13 protein-coding genes are annotated in these 17,083 nt (G+C 57.9%); 8 read left to right on the top strand and 5 right to left on the bottom strand.

Annotation, left to right across the window (positions count from 1 at the left end; genetic code table 11):
• On the bottom strand, positions 1-2,482 hold a 2,482-nt coding region (gene dnaE / locus M7Q83_RS12995), incomplete at its 3' end, for a DNA polymerase III subunit alpha (protein WP_298339653.1).
• A 120-nt stretch (positions 2,483-2,602) separates the two neighbouring features.
• On the opposite strand from dnaE, the gene M7Q83_RS12990 reads away from it, so the two are divergent.
• Positions 2,603-3,715 (top strand): NDMA-dependent alcohol dehydrogenase, encoded by a 1,113-nt coding sequence (locus M7Q83_RS12990; RefSeq protein ID WP_298339650.1) that lies wholly within the window; start codon positions 2,603-2,605, stop codon positions 3,713-3,715.
• 263 nt (positions 3,716-3,978) lie between these two features.
• Positions 3,979-4,470, top strand: a complete 492-nt coding sequence (locus M7Q83_RS12985; RefSeq protein ID WP_298339648.1) for a DUF1707 domain-containing protein — start codon at positions 3,979-3,981, stop codon at positions 4,468-4,470.
• A 94-nt stretch (positions 4,471-4,564) separates the two neighbouring features.
• Here M7Q83_RS12985 and M7Q83_RS12980 read toward each other — a convergent pair whose 3' ends face one another.
• Complete coding sequence (locus M7Q83_RS12980; protein WP_298339645.1) at positions 4,565-5,149, bottom strand: peroxidase-related enzyme; 585 nt, start codon at positions 5,147-5,149, stop codon at positions 4,565-4,567.
• Positions 5,150-6,042: 893 nt separating this feature from the next.
• Between M7Q83_RS12980 and M7Q83_RS12975 the strand changes: the two genes are divergently transcribed.
• Together M7Q83_RS12975 and M7Q83_RS12970 are read left to right on the top strand one after the other, a co-directional pair.
• Complete coding sequence (locus M7Q83_RS12975; protein ID WP_298339642.1) at positions 6,043-7,356, top strand: hypothetical protein; 1,314 nt, start codon at positions 6,043-6,045, stop codon at positions 7,354-7,356.
• Positions 7,343-8,038 (top strand): class F sortase, encoded by a 696-nt coding sequence (locus tag M7Q83_RS12970; RefSeq protein ID WP_298339639.1) that lies wholly within the window; start codon positions 7,343-7,345, stop codon positions 8,036-8,038. The genes M7Q83_RS12975 and M7Q83_RS12970 overlap by 14 nt, the downstream gene beginning before the upstream one ends.
• A gap of 168 nt (positions 8,039-8,206) precedes the next feature.
• Here M7Q83_RS12970 and M7Q83_RS12965 read toward each other — a convergent pair whose 3' ends face one another.
• Together M7Q83_RS12965 and M7Q83_RS12960 are read right to left on the bottom strand one after the other, a co-directional pair.
• A complete protein-coding gene (locus M7Q83_RS12965) occupies positions 8,207-8,818 on the bottom strand; it encodes a hypothetical protein (protein ID WP_298339636.1) in 612 nt (203 codons plus the stop codon).
• Complete coding sequence (locus M7Q83_RS12960; RefSeq protein ID WP_298339634.1) at positions 8,815-10,815, bottom strand: thioredoxin domain-containing protein; 2,001 nt, start codon at positions 10,813-10,815, stop codon at positions 8,815-8,817. Before M7Q83_RS12960 ends, M7Q83_RS12965 begins: the two co-directional genes overlap by 4 nt.
• A 112-nt stretch (positions 10,816-10,927) precedes the next feature.
• Between M7Q83_RS12960 and M7Q83_RS12955 the strand changes: the two genes are divergently transcribed.
• Both M7Q83_RS12955 and M7Q83_RS12950 read left to right on the top strand, forming a co-directional pair.
• Positions 10,928-11,677: an SDR family oxidoreductase gene (locus M7Q83_RS12955; protein WP_298339631.1), complete on the top strand. Its 750-nt coding sequence runs from the start codon at positions 10,928-10,930 to the stop codon at positions 11,675-11,677.
• A 128-nt stretch (positions 11,678-11,805) separates the two neighbouring features.
• Positions 11,806-13,263, top strand: coding sequence for an APC family permease (locus M7Q83_RS12950; RefSeq protein ID WP_298339627.1), 1,458 nt, complete (start codon positions 11,806-11,808; stop codon positions 13,261-13,263).
• A gap of 421 nt (positions 13,264-13,684) precedes the next feature.
• Here the strand turns inward: M7Q83_RS12950 and M7Q83_RS12945 are convergent, their stop codons facing one another.
• Complete coding sequence (locus M7Q83_RS12945) at positions 13,685-14,806, bottom strand: AMP-binding protein (RefSeq protein ID WP_298339624.1); 1,122 nt, start codon at positions 14,804-14,806, stop codon at positions 13,685-13,687.
• Between the two features lie 187 nt (positions 14,807-14,993).
• Here M7Q83_RS12945 and menB point away from each other — a divergent pair, with 187 nt between their 5' ends.
• Positions 14,994-15,830 carry a 1,4-dihydroxy-2-naphthoyl-CoA synthase gene (gene menB, locus M7Q83_RS12940; RefSeq protein WP_298339621.1) on the top strand — a complete coding sequence of 279 codons (837 nt, stop codon included), beginning with the start codon at positions 14,994-14,996 and terminating at the stop codon, positions 15,828-15,830.
• Between the two features lie 3 nt (positions 15,831-15,833).
• Complete coding sequence (locus M7Q83_RS12935; protein WP_298339618.1) at positions 15,834-16,706, top strand: 1,4-dihydroxy-2-naphthoate polyprenyltransferase; 873 nt, start codon at positions 15,834-15,836, stop codon at positions 16,704-16,706.
• Positions 16,707-17,083: the final 377 nt, after the last annotated feature.

The following is a 17,083-nucleotide window of genomic DNA, read 5'->3' as shown; positions in this document are numbered from 1 at the left end:
GGTAGAGGGCGGTCTTGTCCTTATCGTCCTTGACCGAGGTCAAGAGCGCAGCTAAATACTGGGTTGGGTAATTGGCCTTCAGGTAGGCGGTTTGGTAGGCGATGAGTCCATAGCCATAGGAGTGGGACTTGTTGAAGGCATAGTCGGCGAAGGGTTCGATGATGTTAAACAGCTCAGTGCCGATCTGCTCGCCGTAGCCGGTGTCGATACACCCTTTGACGAACTTCTCTCGCTCGGCGGCGATCAATGCCCGAATCTTTTTCCCACAGGCTTTGCGGAGATTGTCCGCTTCGGCCAGGGTATAACCAGCGAACTTTTGCGCGACTCGCATCACCGACTCCTGATAGATCATCAGACCGTAGGTATCAGAGAGGAGCTCTTCAAGGTCGGGATGGAGGTAAGTGATCTGCTTACGCCCGTTCTTGCGGTCGGCGTAATCGTTATGCATATTCGCCGCCATTGGACCTGGTCGATACAGAGCAGTGAGGGCGGCGATGTCGTCAAAACGGGTTGGCGCGAGCGATCGAACGAGGGCCCGCATTGGGGTACCCTCCAACTGGAAGACGCCGATGGTATCGGCCTCTCTGAGCATTGCATACGTTGGTTCATCATCGAGGGGGATCCCTTCGAGGGTGAGCGCAATACCCCGAGACTCCTTGATTAACTCGATGGCACGGTCGAGCACCGAGAGGGTGCGAAGTCCGAGGAAGTCCATCTTCAGTAGTCCCAGTTCTTCAACTCCGTGCATCTCATACTGGGTAACCATCGGAGCGAGTGACGGGTCTTGACCCGGATCTGGCTTGCGTTGGATTGGGAGATACGTTGTGAGCGGCTCATTGGTAATGACAACGGCGGCTGCGTGAATACCGTCTTGGCGTCGTAGGCCCTCCAGCCCCTTGGCGACGTCAACGACGGTCTTGACCTCAGGATCGGTCTCGACCATCTCTCGCAACTCTGCGGCCGCCTGGTAGCCATCCTCAAAACCGGGCTTGAGTTCGAGGCAGGCCGCCAGAGGGGTGTCGCGCCCCATGACGAGAGGAGGCATGACTTTGGCGATGCGGTCGCCAACGGCATAGGGGAGACCCAATACACGGGCGGCGTCTCGGACGGCGGCTCGCGCCTTGATGGTGGAGAAGGTGACGATTTGGGCGACATGGTCGGCACCGTAGCGACGACCGGCATAGCGGATCATCTCGGATCGATAGCGCTCATCGAAGTCCATGTCGATGTCGGGCATCTGGGTTCGGCCAGGATTGAGGAAGCGTTCAAAGAGCAGATCGTACCGGATCGGATCGAGGTCGACGATTCGCAGGCAGTAGGCGACGACCGATCCGGCCGCTGATCCTCGACCTGGCCCCACGCGAATGTGTGACTCGACGGCATGACGGATGAGATCCCAGACCACCAGAAAGTAACCCGAGAAGCCCATCTCGGCGATGACGGTGAGTTCGTAGTCGATACGGGAGCGCGTGCGCTCGTCAAGCGTGGCTCCGTAACGTTCGTGAGCACCGGCCTCGGTGAGGTGACGCAGATAGATGGTGGCGGATTGATGATAGTCGCTGGCTTGGAACTCATCGGGGATAGGAATCTCAGGTAGTTGCGGAGCACCGAACTCGATCGTGACGTTGCAGCGTTCGCCGATAGCGAGCGTGTTATCGCAGGCTTCGGGGAGATCGCGGAAGAGCTCGCGCATCTCCGCAGCTGTCTTAACGTAGTGCTCTGACCCATCGAACTTAAAACGATTCTCATCGTTGAGCGTGGCGCCAGTTTGGATGCAGAGGAGCGCATCGTGGGCCATATGGTCTTCTCGATGCACATAGTGGGAATCGTTGGTGGCGACGAGGGGTGCGCCGATCCTCCGAGCGAGGTCGACGAGTAGCGGGTTGGTGCGTTTCTGTTCGGCTAATCCATGATCTTGGAGTTCGACAAAAAGACTATCCTTGCCGAAGATGTCCTGGAGTCTGCCGGCGATCGCGGTCGCCTTGTCGGTGTCGCCGCGGAGCAGTTGTTGGAGTACCAGGCCACCGAGGCACCCGGTGGTGGCGATGAGCCCCTCGTGGTGTTCCTCTAGGAGCTCCCAATCGACGCGGGGTTTGTAGTAGTAGCCCTCCAGGAAGGCGCGCGACGAGAGCTGGATGAGGTTGCGGTAGCCGACGTTGTTTTCAGCGAGCAAGACGAGGTGATAATACATTTTCTCACCACTCTCGCCATCGCCACCGGTGTCGTCGATGCGGCCCCGACGCGCCGGTCGATCCCGACGGGACTGGCCTGCCATGTAGGCCTCGATGCCGATGATCGGGTTGATTCCACGGGCTCTCGCTCCTTTGTAGAAGTCGAGAACCCCGTACATGTTGCCATGGTCAGTGATGGCCATCGCTGGTTGCTGGTCCTCTTGGGCCTTATCGAGGACGTCGTTGATTCTGGCAGCCCCATCGAGCATCGAGTACTCGGTATGGGTGTGAAGGTGGACAAAAGATTGCATGTGCTCTCCAGATTAGTGAGCGCCACCTGTCGGCTTCGTCGACGAGAACGGATTCTTTTTCCGATCACACGGACTGGCATTGTTTTGCTAGGATTGGGGCCAGTTCAAAGGGGGACATGCATGAAGATGCCAGCAGCCGTGTTATGGGAACCAAAATCCGAGTGGAGTGTTGAGGAGGTTGAGCTCGCTGATCCGCTCGCGCATGAGGTGCGTGTCAAACTTGTCGCCTCTGGCCTGTGTCACTCGGACGAGCATCTGGTGACCGGTGATCTGCCGGCTCCACTACCGATCGTTGGTGGCCATGAAGGCGCAGGCGTCGTGGAGGCGATCGGTGAGGGAGTGACCTCGGTTAGCGAGGGTGATCACGTGGTCCTCTCCTTCATCCCTGCCTGTGGAGTCTGCGACATGTGTTCGACGGGACATCAAAACCTGTGCGTACTTGGAGCCCACCTCGTCTCGGGGTCTGAGCTAGCCGGCGGGCAGCGAATCACCGCTCGTGGTCAGGGTGTTGGCACGTTTTGCCTGCTTGGAACCTTCGCTCCCTATGTTGTCGCCCATGAGTCCTCAGTCGTCAAGATCCACGAGGATATCCCACTACAGGCTGCGGCCCTCGTGGGTTGCGGTGTGACGACTGGCGTCGGTTCTGCAATCTACACCGCCAAGGTTGCTCCTGGCGATATCGTGGCGGTGGTCGGCGTGGGTGGCATCGGTATGAATGCCGTCCAGGGTGCTCGTCTCGCTGGCGCTGGTATGGTCGTCGCAATCGACCCGAACGCCTGGAAACGAAACCGAGCCTACGAATTCGGTGCTACCCACGATGCTCCCTCCATGGCGGAGGCAAAGGAGATGATCAGCGATATCTCCTGGGGGAATATGGCAAATGCGGTGATCATGACACCAGGTGTCGTGGAGGGATCCATGATGGCCGATGCCTTGGCCCTTGCGGGCAAGAACGCACGCGTTGTGGTTACGGGTCTGGCAAGTGCTTACGAGACGGAGGTGACGATGTCGCTCCTTGACCTCACCCTCTATCAAAAGAGTGTGCACGGTTCGCTCTTTGGCTCGGCGAATCCGCGCGCGGATATTCCCCGTCTCCTGTCCTGGTATCAGCGCGGCGATCTTAAGCTCGATGAGCTCGTCACCAGGACCTACACGCTTGACGAGATTAATCAAGGTTATGCCGATATGCGAGACGGAGCAAACGTCCGTGGCATGGTGCTCTACGACGAGTAGACACACCGATGGGCCCGGCCTGAGTCGTCATTCGTTACAGTGACGAGCACTGCAATGACCTTGTGAGCCTCACGCGATCAGTAGTGGGGCAAGGTTCTTGGGAGTTGCCTACAGGAGGCGATTTTGATGCGGCGGCGGTCGACAGGTCGGCCGGTGAGCGGCATGGGGCGCTGTTCGTTGGCCTGACCCGAGGCTGAAGCAGTGCCTCGTTATGTTTGTACCAAATCCGGTAATGTTTGGACGAAATGCGCTAGAGTTGGTATATGGCCATCGATCCAATGCACATACGGAACTCCGCGAGTGATCGAGAGCACGTGGAGTCGCTTCTTCGACGCGGTTTCGAAGATGGTAGGTTAAGTCAAAGTGAGTTCACCGATCGACTCGAGCGTGTTCATACCACAGTGGACTACGGAGATCTTCTAGCGTTGGTCGAGGATCTGCCCTATGACCATTCGTTCCTCTATCAGCATGCGTTTCCGAAGCGTTCGGTCGTCACCGATGAGACTCCCCAGCCGATACGACGGCCGCGCTCTCGTTCCGTGTTGATTGCCTTCTTTGCATTCTTTATCCTGGCGGGTGCTGCCCCAGCAGTCGGACCGTTCTTTATCTTGGCTGGTCTGGTCTTTCTTCTCGTTGCGCTCCCACGTCGTCGACGCCGCATGATGATGCAACATCGTGGCTGTGCTGGTGACAGCAGTCGGTACGACGATCCCAGCTCGTATCGTCGCGGATACGGCTACCGAAACGGCTGGTAAAGCGCGCGCGGTCGAGCAAGCTGATCTCCTTGCCCATAGTGTTGCCTGGCGGCTTGGAGTCGCTACCGGTTTTGAACCTCATGGCGGCGGGTAGCTAGGGTAGTGGTCGATCTCTCCCCATGAGGTAGAACTCCTGGTTGGGAAGTATCTTTGCAAAGCCAGCGAGCCGATTCGACAGGGCAAAGAATGCGGTGATGGCGCCCACTCTCCATATATCGTCATCCGTCAGTCCAAAATCGTAGAGCGAGGAGAAGTCCTCGGGCGTCACTGTTTCGGGATGTAGTGATACGGTATGGGCAAAACGCAGGATGGCTTTCTCACGATCACTCAAATCGGCACGTTCGAAGTCGATAGCGAGCTGATCGGATCGGTAGGGATGCTTGGAGCGAATGCGATAGATCGCACCGTGGGCAACAACGCAGTACGTGCAACGGTTGGTGGCTGAGGTTGCGACGACGATCATCTCCCGTTCTGCCTTGGTCAGCCCAGAATCCCCCTCCATGAGGGCATCGTGATAGTCGAAGAAGGCGCGGAATTCGGCAGGGAAATACGAGAGTGCCGAGAAAACGTTGGGTAGGAAGCCAGATTTCTCACGAACCGTCTCGATCCTCTCGGCGATATCGGGTGCGAGGTCTGGTGCTGGTTCGGTGGTGTTAAACCAATACGGTACCTGCGACATGGGCGTTCCTCCTCTTGTAACGCTAGCACCGTCGATGTCGAGAGAAAAATTGTGATCTCGCGCCCACAATTCGTCCTCAGGCGTCACGTCACTCGGTCCAACGCAGCTTTAGGGTATTGGTGGTTGGATTCCTGACGTCGAGGGTGCGTTCGTGGTGGCGTTGTAGCGCAAGTCCGTTGCTGCGATCAAATGGTTTGGCGGCGATGTTGTTGCAGATAGATGGGTTGCTACTACAGTGAAGGCTGGAAGCAGCTGAAGGGACTGGCCTTGTGAGAGAACTGGCCTGCCGCTGATCGTGACTCACCTATCTGAGTCACGAACCCTGCTCATCGCATCGGAGCTCCAGGATTCGAGGTCGCCTGGACCCGAGCAGTTGTCTGGCCGCCCTGAGAAGGGTGAGCTTTCGTGGTGTCGAACGTCGAAGCGAGGACGGATAGTGGTTCGATCGCGAGGGTGCTGCGACACATCAGGTGAGCAGCGCTTCATCGACACTACACAACCAGTTGGGCAGCATCATCCACCGACCGATCGCCAGCTGGTTCCACCTCAACAGCGACATAGGCCCTATGGAAGATCGGCATGTATGCAACAGGGTCCAACCTTCAAATTGATCAGAATGCGTGGTGCCGGCCCCCAGGCAATCCTCGCAAGAGGGATGGATGCCGACTCGCGGTCCAAGTTTTAACAATGTAGTGGCACTTGGGGTAGCCTTATCGGTCGTAAACTAGGAAAACTTTAAATTCTTTTGCCAAAATGGCCGCAGTTTGTGAAAATGCGTGCTTGACTATGCCTATACCTCCTTTGATGCAGGCTTCCTGTCCTCCGAGGTGGCGAGAGTGTGTCAGGCAATTGGTAGCCATAATCGGACGAGATCCGATGATGAGGAGAGAAGAATGAGTTTTCGAACAGAGCAAAAGATCGCTGGTGCTTTGATCAAGCCGATGATAGCGATGATTGTGGTGGGTGCGTCCGTGGGTCTCGTATCGCTCGGATCGGGTTCCTTCGGATCTAGCTCGAGGTCGCCTGCGTTCGAGCTCAGTAACGCTCACTTGAACGGGAAAGCCAAGGGTGTTGCAAAGAACCCTGCAACCGGAGCCACGACAGCCGTGAGCACGACATCCGGAGCCACGAAAACCGTGAGCCTTCATAACGCTGGTACCACCAATGGGGTGCCCAATTCTTGTTCCTTGTCATCCGAAGGTGGTAGTTCGGCGCCTGACTGGTTGTTTATCCTTAATGGTCTTCAAACTGGTGATACCGTTCCGGGTTTTGTGACGATTACTTGGCAGTACGATAATGGTTCTGGGACCTACACTTCGCAAGTTGGCTTGAGTAGTCTCGATGGTCAGAGCGGTCATTATTTGGTCTATGAGCCCGGTGCTGCCCCGATTAGTGGAACGGCTGTGGTCAGTTCTGGCTGGTCTGGCGAGTTTGTCATTAGTGGTGGTCCAGGATGTGCCAGCACCCCGAGTTTGGACGGTTCCCCAGGTCTCTCTCTCGTAAAGATGGAGGCCCCTGGCTCTCCAAACCCCATCACCACGGTGGGCCAGAGCATTACTTATGACTTTGTCGTGACCGATACTGGTAACACCACATTAAGCAACCTCACTGTGATCGATGATCAATCGGTCGCTGGAGAGAGTCTTGCTGGTCCGGTCTCTTGCCCGGTTATGTCACTTGCGGCTGGAGCAAGTGTCACCTGCACGGGGACCTACACCGTGACGAGCACCGACATCAGCAATGGCAAGGTGACCGACGTTGCTACCGCGAAAGCTCAGACCTCAACTGGGACTTCGATTACCAGTGCGCCAGCAACCCTCACGATCACGGTGGCCACCACCAAGTCCTCGTCCACGAACAATTCATCCCCGACCACCAAATCCTCGTCTACCAACGCCTCGTCCACGAACACTTCATCCCCGACCACCAAGTCCTCGTCCACGAACACTTCATCCCCGACCACCAAGTCCTCGTCCACGAACGCCTCGTCCACGAACACTTCATCCCCGACCACCAACGCCTCATCCACCGCTCCAGCCCCAGTCTCACTGGTCACTGGCCCCCCAGTCGCTCCAACTAGTACCACCAATGCTCTCCCCATCGGCATCGGTATCGCAAGTCTTGGCATCGCTGGTCTTGCGTATGTAGGTATCGAGCGCAAGCGTAAGGGAACAATCGACTACGGTAAAACCGATGAGGTCGCATAGACACCAAAGGACTACCCACCAAGGGCGAGGACTTCTCACCAAAGTCCTCACCCTTGGTGCCTCCCTCGCTATCATCGTCGGGGGAGTCTTGACCTATGAGGGGATCCACAACTCCCCCAAGGCCCAGATCCACCGCCTAACGGTGAAGGATCACCAGCGAGCCATCAAGCTCGCTAAGGCAAAGCCCACCACCCCCACCTACACCTCAGTCCCCTGGAACCCGACCCTTCCCAACCAGGTCGCCACCATCTCCATCCCCGCCCTTGACATCTCTGCCCCAATCCTTGCTGAGGGTCCCACCAATGGAGAACTCACCATCCCTCCAGATGTCCATAACGTAGGATGGGACGAACAGACCCCAACCCCGGGAGAGTCCGGTGTCACCCTCCTGGCAGGCCACGTGAACTGGGTTGGCCAAGGTGAAGGAGCCCTTGGTGAGATCGGCCAACTCGTCCCCGGGGATCAGGTGATCCTCAACTGGGGTGGACACGAGACCACCTGGCGCATCACCACCAAACCAACCCTCTCCCCCAACACGGTGGCTCATCCCCAGCTCTTCACCAACCAGGGTCCACCAACCCTCGCCCTTGTCACCTGTGGCGGCCCCTTCACCGAGGTCCCCGGCGTGGGTGGCTCCTATGCCGACAACGTCATCGTCGAGGCTTCACCGGTTACGGCGTAGACCCGGCTGCGTTGGGCTACAGCGGCATCAGACGGCGAGGGGTCAGCGGTAGGCAGATGGTGCCTGGATGTCAGTGATCAGCCCATGCCCTGGCGGGTGTGATGGAAAGGCTCTCCACGTTTGAGACCAGTCAATGTTCTGACCGCTCGCTGGCGTGGAGCCGAACGGCTAGTAGAGAGCTACGATCCACTTTTTACAATAACCCTCAAAGGGTGCGCTGTAGGCGGCAACCGCATACGAGGGGATACCATCGCGAACGAGCTTCCATTTCCGTCCGCCGACTGAGGTATTCACATCAAAGTGGCTAGCGAGTTCCTTGGTGAGTGGCAAGTGATGACGTTGCCCGTGCCAAAGAAACCCGAGCAGTAATTTGCCATCTAACTGAGGTTCGAGAATCGGATCATGGAGGGCGAGACTCGCGACGGAGGGGAACGAGGCTTCGAATCGAGCGTAGGCCACACTTGGGCCGGGGAGAAAGAGTGGAGGAAGTTCTTCTGTTTGGGAGAGTTCATCGAGGACCGAGGTGACAAGTTTGGATTTGGGGGGTCGACTGATACGGCGCATGGTTGTGGCTCGTATCTGTTCTGGCCGTGCAGGATCGATGTCGGTAGTCGGGGCAGCGTTCTCAAGGTCGAGATAGGTTGGTACCTCGACTTCGGTGTCGGCGGGAAGCTGTAGACGAAGGAGCCGACGTTTCGCCGTGTCGGCGACGATCAACTCTCTTCGCAGACTGTTTTCAGCGATCGATCCGAGTAGGAGGTAACGAGCTACCGGTTTCACTCTTCACCCCGGAGCGCATGTCGGAGGTGAGCCGGGTCGGTGGTGGGGAGTTGACAGACGCGGTTGTGGCACAGATAGGCAAACCCGTCGTCGAGGCCCTGAAGGAGGGGTGATCCCTCACCGTGCGCAACGATGAGATCTCCCCGCGTACTGAGGAGGGCCACCTCGATCAATTCCCGATCGGCATCACCAGGGATGAGGACCTCGGTGGTGCCGAGTTCGAGTTCGACCAGCGCCCAGCACAGGATCGAGAACGATGCGGGAACTCGTTCTATAAGCGGGAGATAGGCCTGCACTATCTTGGAGGCAGTCGCTCGGAGAGCGGGGTCATCAGCGAGCATGCCGACTCGATTGGCGAACCAGGCAAAGAGTGAGTTGGTCGATGGCGTCGCACCGTCATAGCGATCGAAGCTTTGAAAGGGTAACAATCCCCCATGTCGACCGATCGCGAGCTCGGGTCCATCGGGGCTGCCAAAGCGATCCACGGCGCAAGAGAGCGCCCAGTGGGCCTCCCGCAGCCATGTGCCTTCGCCGGAGACCGTAAAGGCTTCGAGCATGGCGCCGGCGTAGTTCACGTAATCGGAGGCGAAGCCGCTGATCGTGACCTGTCCATGGTAGGCGACATGATAGAGCTCGTCCTTGTCTCGGAAGGTGGTTCGTAAGGCCTCAGCCAGGGCGAGACCCTCGTGAACCATCGCGGTGTTGTTCAGAAAGCGCCCTGCGCGTAGTAGCGCGGCGGACCAACTTGCGTTCCCGTCGCAGGTCGCTTTGTCATCAATTCCGAGTTCCATTCGTTTGCTGCGATAGTGGGATACGGTGGGGAGGAGGGAGGTGATGCGTTCATCTGGCCTGGGGCTGGCTCCAATTGGTCGGTGCAGGATCGTTCGACCCTCAAAATTACCACCAGGAGAGACGCCGTAAAAATCGGCAAAGACGGTGTACTGATCGAGGAGTAGCTCTTGGAGTTCCTTCGCGGAGAGAAGATAGTAGCCTCCTTCCTCTCCGCCAGCGTCGGCATCGAGCGAGGAGGCATAGAGTCCGTGATCGAGACGCATGGTTGTGAAGGCAAAGGCGAAGATACGCTGGGCGACCCACCGAAGATCGTCGTCATCGGTATCGACTGCCACGGTGGCAAACAGCGAGAGCAAACCTGCTTGGTCATAGAGCATCTTCTCAAAGTGCGGCGTGATCCAAAAACGGTCGGTTGCGTAGCGAAAAAACCCACCATCGACGTGGTCGTGGATGCCGCCATTCGCGAGTGCTTTGAGGGTTGTGACTACCATCTTCTCGACGTGTTGTGGGTCGGCAGCGAGATGACGAGAGCGCCAGAGAATGTCAAGGAGATAGGGCTGGGGAAACTTTGGATGGTTGCCAAAACCCCCAAATTCAGGGTCGAAGCGTTCTCCGAGTTCGGCGATCATCTGCTCGATGATCACTTCGGGATCTAGTTCGAGATCTGAGGAGTTGGGGAGGGCACGCTGAGATGCGAGTGCGGTCTCGTATTCGTGGCTCGCTTCAAGGATCGCCTCTGGCTGTTCAGCTCTCAGCTGAACAATTTTGCTGGCGATGGGCAGCAGACCTGGGAGGTGCGAGCTGGTCTGGGGCGGGAGGTAGGTTGCGCAGTAGATGGGAATTCCGGTCGGTGTTGCAAAGACGGTGATCGGCCAGCCACCACTGCCTTGTTGGGCAATGAGTGCTTCCATGTAGAGCGCATCGACGTCTGGATGTTCCTCTCGGTCGACCTTGATGCAGATAAAGTGTTGGTTGAGGTAGGCCGCCACCTCTGGTTGATTGAAGGTTTCATGCGCCATCACATGACACCAGTGGCAGGCAGAGTAGCCAATTGAGATGAGAAGAGGGCGATCCAAGGAACTCGCAAGATCGAGACTCTCTCGGTCATACGGTTGCCAGGCGACCGGGTCATCGGCGTGTTGCAGTAGATATCGACTCGAAGATTCTGAGAGTCGATTGGAGATAGAAGGTGGGGTGTCGCTCATCGTTGCAGGCAAGCCTACCATCTGGGGGAGTGACGTCATCAGCTGTTGACGACTGCATGCACTGTTTGGCGTCTTGGGTCTAATCTTAAGACAGGAAACGAAGGGAGTGGGTATGGGGATCGCGATCATCACCGGTGGCTCGCGCGGTATTGGATTGGCGACGGCTACACGGCTGAGCCGTGAGGGGCATCAGGTGATGTTGGTTGCGAGGAAGCTCGATGAACTTGAGTTGGCTGCCCAACAGATCCGGGACCAATTGCCAGAGGCCGTTGTTGGGATTTGTCCAGCCAACCTACGTGAGGAGGATGCACCGTCGGCGATCTTTGATGTGACCGAGGAGATGTTGGGTACGGTGACATTGTTGGTGAACAACGCCGCGACGAATCCTTGGGCCGGACCCATGACCGAGCTTACCCCGAAGGTGATGGACGTCGTCTATCAGGTGAACCTAAAGGCTCCGACCATCATGATCCAGGAGTTTGCAAAACGGCTAGGCGGGGGTGATCATCATGGTGCTGTCGTGAACGTTGCCTCCATCGGTGGACTCCATGTGGAGCCGCTGATCGGGTGGTATAACGTGCACAAGGCGGCTCTCATCCACCTGACCCGACAGTTCGCGGCTGAACTCGGGCCCCGTATTCGGGTGAATGCGGTGGCACCTGGCCTCGTTCGTACCCAGTTTGCCTCGATGCTGGTCGACGCGATGGAGGAGCAGCTCTCCCGTCGCCTTCCGCTTGGCCGAATCGGGGAACCCGAAGATGTAGCCGATGTGATCTCCTTCCTGCTCTCTGAGGAGGCTCGATGGATGACGGGAACGATCCTCACCGTCGATGGGGGTAACGAAGTGATGGGGATGTTCTAGCTATACGTTTGTTCTATCGAGATTTTTGTGCGGAATCAATGAAGTTTGATAAAAATGCAACATGAATCCGTAGTATCTGTTACATTACAACGTATACCTGTCGTGGGATCGGTAAAGGGGGAAGTTACGTGGACACAGTGGAACATACGCCTGAGGGATCGGGGGTTCATCAGGAGGGTGGGCATACTCTCAAACGTGGCGCGCTCACGTTGCTCGACTCAAGTGTCATGGGTGTGGCTGGCGTCGCGCCAGCTTATTCAATAGCGGCATCAACGGCGGTGCTTGTCGGCGCGGTTTCGGTAGGTGGGCCTGCAGCCCTGCTGTACTGCGGAATCGCGATGTTTGGCATCGTCTGGGCCTTCAATTATCTCGGTCGTTCCGAGGCCAACAGTGGCGCAAGTTATGCCTGGGTTCGCAGGGCGCTTCATCCCGTCCTTGGCTACATCGCTGGTTGGGCGCTGGTGGCCTCGGCCTTGATCTTCATGGTGGCGGGTGCCTATCCGGCCGGTTCCACCTTCTTGGGTCTCTTCTCGAGCTCTGCAGCGAATAATGTCGCGGCGGTGACCATCGTAGGATCGATCGTCTTCTTGATCATGATCGTGGCAGTGATCGCTGGCGTGACGATTACCGCCAAGATCCAGGTGGTGATGTCCTCAATTGAACTGGTTATCCTGGTGGTTTTTGCCGTGTTGATGCTGGTCCACGGTCATGACGTGCGCAACTTCTCGTGGTCGTGGTTTTCCCCTTCGGTCTTTCACTCCTCGAGTGTCTTCTTTGGTGGTGCACTCGTTGCCGCCTTCTACTATTGGGGCTGGGACGTGACCGCGAACCTGAACGAGGAGACCAAGGCCGCCAAGGTTACTCCAGGGCTTGGAGGCATCATCGGAGTAATTGTCGTCTTTGTCCTCTTTGAGGTGTTCACCATCGGGACCAACATGGTCCTCACGAACAAGATCATCGCAAACAACGCCGGTGATGTGCTCTTGGTGCTCGGTCAGACGGTCTGGCATGGTGTCGGTGGGAAGTTGCTGGTGGTGGCGGTCGTGCTCTCCACCATTGCAACGCTAGAGACGACCATCATCCAGGTCACCCGCACGATGTTCTCCATGGGACGCGATGGAACGCTACCCCGGGCACTTGGCGTTACCCACGCCACTCGAAAGACTCCCGTGACGGCGACCGTTGTCGTAGCGGTGATCTCGATCGCGCTCTTTGTCGCGTCGAACTATGTCGGCTCGATCGGAACGATCCTCTCCGACGCCATCAACGCGATCGGCCTCCAGATCGCGATCTACTATGCACTCGCAGGTTTTTCGGTGGTGATCTTGTACCGCAAGAAGCTCTTCACGGGGGCAAACTACTTCTTCTTCGCAGGGTTGTGGCCACTGGTTGGTGCGATCTTCATGGCGGTGATGTTTGAGCAGACCATCCCAACCTTAAATGCGACGACGTTGATTGTTGGTCTTGGATCGATGGCGCTCGGTCTCATCCCGATGATCATCTACTGGGTCAAAGGACGCCCCTACTTCAAGATGCCCACGGCACAGGAGCGTGATATCGATTACGAGCCAGCGTTGACCGATTAGTTGGCCGGTGGCAGGCTCCAATGCTTGCCGCGATGGGTGAGCATCGTTTCGAGGGTTCGCCTCCGATGACGTTGTCATAGGAGGCGCACCCTCGCTCTCTGTTAGTGCCCATTCGGCGCTTATCTCGAGGGCATTGGGGATGGTCGCCGATGGAGTGTCAATCCTCGCCACGTTCCCCAAGGGCCGGTCTCGCTACTGCAAAAGGGTTGGCATCCACTATCGCCACTCTGGACCAGAACCCAACAGGGGTTGTTGTCGTCAATGGCCGCGACCAACGGGTCTGAGTGAGGTGGATGTGCCTGATGTTTGGTTTCTGGAGTTGGTGGTTCCTATGGCGATTGCAGTTGGAGATCAGTGGGGCCGGTGCGCGGTGAGCATGCATGAGGCGAGAGCCGCTGGCTAGTTGGACGAGAGCCGCTGGCTAGTTGGACGAGAGCCGCTGGCTCAGCACCTTGCGCATTGGCTTGCCGGTCTCGGTACGAGGAATCAAATCGACCATAACGATTCTGCGAGGGAGTTCCCACCGCTCGAGAGTGTCGAGTTGGTTGCGCAACTCGCTCAGTGCGAGACCCGATGGACCAGTCGTGACTAGCGTCACGGCTTCGCCAAAGCGATCGTCACGTGTACCGACGATGCAGAGGTCCCCGAGCTCACGACCAAAACGACTTCGAATTGCCGCCTCAACGCGAAGCGGGTTGACCTTGTGCCCGCCACTGTTGATGATCTCGCTAGCGCGCCCCAGCACGTGTAGCGATCCATCCTCATCCCACGCCCCGAGATCGCCGGTGTGCAGCCACCCGTCCTCTTCGATAACAGGCGATAGATCACGATACCGGCCGGCGATCATCGGACCCTTGAGCTCGATGATGTCGTTGATGATCCGAACATCCACCCCCGCCAACGGGTATCCGTTATAGATGACACCGGAACCGGTCTCAGTCATGCCGTAGGTGACGATTGCGTTCGCTGGCACCTGCTCGGGTGGAGGTTGTGCACCCAACAACACGACGCGAAACCCATCGAAGGTGACGGTGGAGAGCGCTGCAGTGACCGCTACGGTCAGGGTTGCTCCAGCACTTCGTGCTGCATCGACTGATGGTTGATCAAGACGCTGGCTCAGGAGGACTCGATTGCCCAACAGCAGCGATCTCGCGATCACGGCGAGCCCGCCGATATAGGCCGGCGAGAGCGGACAATACCAGATGTCATCGCGATCGATATCGAGTCGCTTGCTGATCGACTGTGCCGAGGCCAACAGGTTCTCGGCGGTATGGATGATCGCCTTGGGGGGTCCTGTAGTCCCCGAGGTGGTGATCGCGATCCGACTGTCGGGAGGAAGGGGTGGCGCGTCTCGATCAAGGTCATGGGTGCCGGCAGCGTCGATCAACTGGTGTGGTGCGAGCACGGCGAGTCGTTCGCGGATGCGTTCTCTCGGTGATCGCGGATCAAGGACCGCGACGGCGTCATCGTTGGCCCAGCACTCGGCGATCGAGTCGATCAGCTGTTGGGACGGGGCTAGTTGGATCGCCACGAGCTTGTTCACGCCTCTAAACTAGCTGATGAGCGGATGGTTGCCGGTGCGACTTCACTCCCAGGCGCGGGGTGGCCACGGTGGTACCGTCGGAGTCGTATGGGTCGCCTCGGCTGACGAGGAGACGGATGGCAAGAAATATCTACCAGTGACATCTGTTGTTGGCAGGCAGGTCGGTACGAGTTGAGATGGAGGAGAGATGGAAGAATTCGCATGGGAACCGAGAGGTGAGTACACCGATATTCGGTTTGAGGTGCTTGAGGGGATCGCCAAGATCACGATCAACCGCCCTGAGGTGCGCAATGCGTTCCGTCCTCAGACGCTGTTCGAACTACAGCGTGCCTTCGAGATCGCGAGGGATGACTCGAGCATTGGGGTCGTCATTTTGACGGGTGAGGGACCGCTCGCCTTCTGCTCCGGTGGTGATCAGCGGATTCGCGGCGATGATGGCTACATCGGCGATGATGCGGTCGCTCAGCAGGGGATCGGAAGGCTCAATGTGCTGGACCTCCAGATCCAGATCCGACGCCTCCCCAAACCCGTCATCGCCATGGTGGCTGGATACGCCATCGGTGGTGGCCATGTGCTCCACCTCGTTTGCGATCTCACCATCGCCGCAGATAATGCGCGCTTTGGCCAAACAGGGCCCCGTGTGGGAAGCTTCGATGGCGGCTATGGAGCTGGACTTTTGGCCCGGACGGTTGGTATCAAAAAAGCCAAGGAGATCTGGTTTCTCTGCCGCCAATACGACGCAGATGAAGCATTGCGAATGGGATTGGTCAACACGGTCGTTCCGCTGGAGCGCCTCGAGGCCGAGACGGTGCAGTGGTGTCGAGAGATTCTTGCCCTCTCACCGCTCGCCCTACGGTTACTGAAGGCCTCCTTCAACGCCGCTGACGAGGGATTGGCAGGGATCCAGCAGCTCGCCGGGGATGCCACGATGTTGTTCTATATGTCGGATGAGGCCCAGGAGGGGCGCGATGCCTATCTGGCTAAACGCCGACCAGCCTTTGATCAGTTTCCACGACGGCCCTGATCGATGGCTTCGTTAGCAGAATGGGTTGAGGGCGCTCGCCCTCGCACTCTTCCCGCCTCCATCGCCCCGGTACTTGGAGCCACGGGTCTGGCTATCGGGATTCATCACTTCCGCCCGCTGTTAGCGGTCCTTGCTGGCGTAGTCTCGCTGGCCCTACAGGTTGGGGTGAACTATGCCAACGATTACTCCGACGGCATCCGTGGCACTGACGAGGATCGCGTTGGTCCACTGCGGCTGGTTGGCAGCCGGCTGGCGAGTCCAAAGGCGGTGCGCCTTGCGGCAGTAATCGCTTTTGGGGTTGCTGGGGTTGCTGGGGTTGTCATCTGCGCCATGGTCAGTTGGTGGTTGCTGCTTGTTGGTGCGGTGAGTATTGTCGCTGCTTGGCTCTATACCGGCGGAAAACATCCCTATGGCTATTACGGGTTTGGGGAGGTGTTTGTCTTCATCTTCTTCGGGCTAGTGGCCACCTTGGGTGCCTATTATGTCCAAGTGTTGGCCGTCTCCCCAGCGGCGATAGCAGTTGCGGTGGGTTTTGGCTCCTTCATCACCGCCATCTTGGTGGCCAACAATCTTCGAGATATCCCTGGAGATACCCAGTCTGGCAAGCGGACGTTGGCGGTCAGAATGGGGGATGGACCAACACGCATCTTCTATTCGGTGCTCATGCTCGTGGGCGTCGTGATGTTTGCCCTGGCTCTTGGCTGGTCTTGGTGGCTGCTATCGGTACTCATTCTTTGCCTGCTCCTCGTTGGGCCGCTCCGTGCGGTGTTCGCCCACGCCGAGGGCCGGGCGCTGATCCCGGTGTTAGCCGGGACGTCGAGGCTGACGCTGGTTGCGGGGTTACTGGGCCTCGTGGTGTTTTCGTTGATGAGGTAGGTGACCATGGTGAGGTCTGCCACGGGATGAACGATTGCATCCTTGCGGCACCAGCGAAGACCCGCGGCCGATGGGTGGCGCAGCTCGACGGTAGGCGTCGGCTGGGACGTAAGGGCCCCTCGTCCCTGTGCGCTGCGCTTGTAGGTGACACTTACGGCCCACCGATCGTTCTCGCATTTGGTTCTTTGGCCGGGTTGACCTGGAGCGAGTTCGTGTGCGTGGTAGTTCCCGGCACGTGGCTGAGCGAGCGGAAGTCAGCCTCTGGGAAGGATCACAACAATGCACAGTTGCTACTGCTAGCCGGGCTTTCAGCACATGCAGGACTGCTGTTCCCACCCACCATGACCTGTAACTCTTTATCGGGGCCTACGGGGATC

This window comes from Ferrimicrobium sp. (assembly GCF_027364955.1).
Classification (GTDB): domain Bacteria; phylum Actinomycetota; class Acidimicrobiia; order Acidimicrobiales; family Acidimicrobiaceae; genus Ferrimicrobium.
Note: the sequence above shows the minus strand (reverse complement) of the source record. Positions and strands in the feature narration are given on the sequence as shown.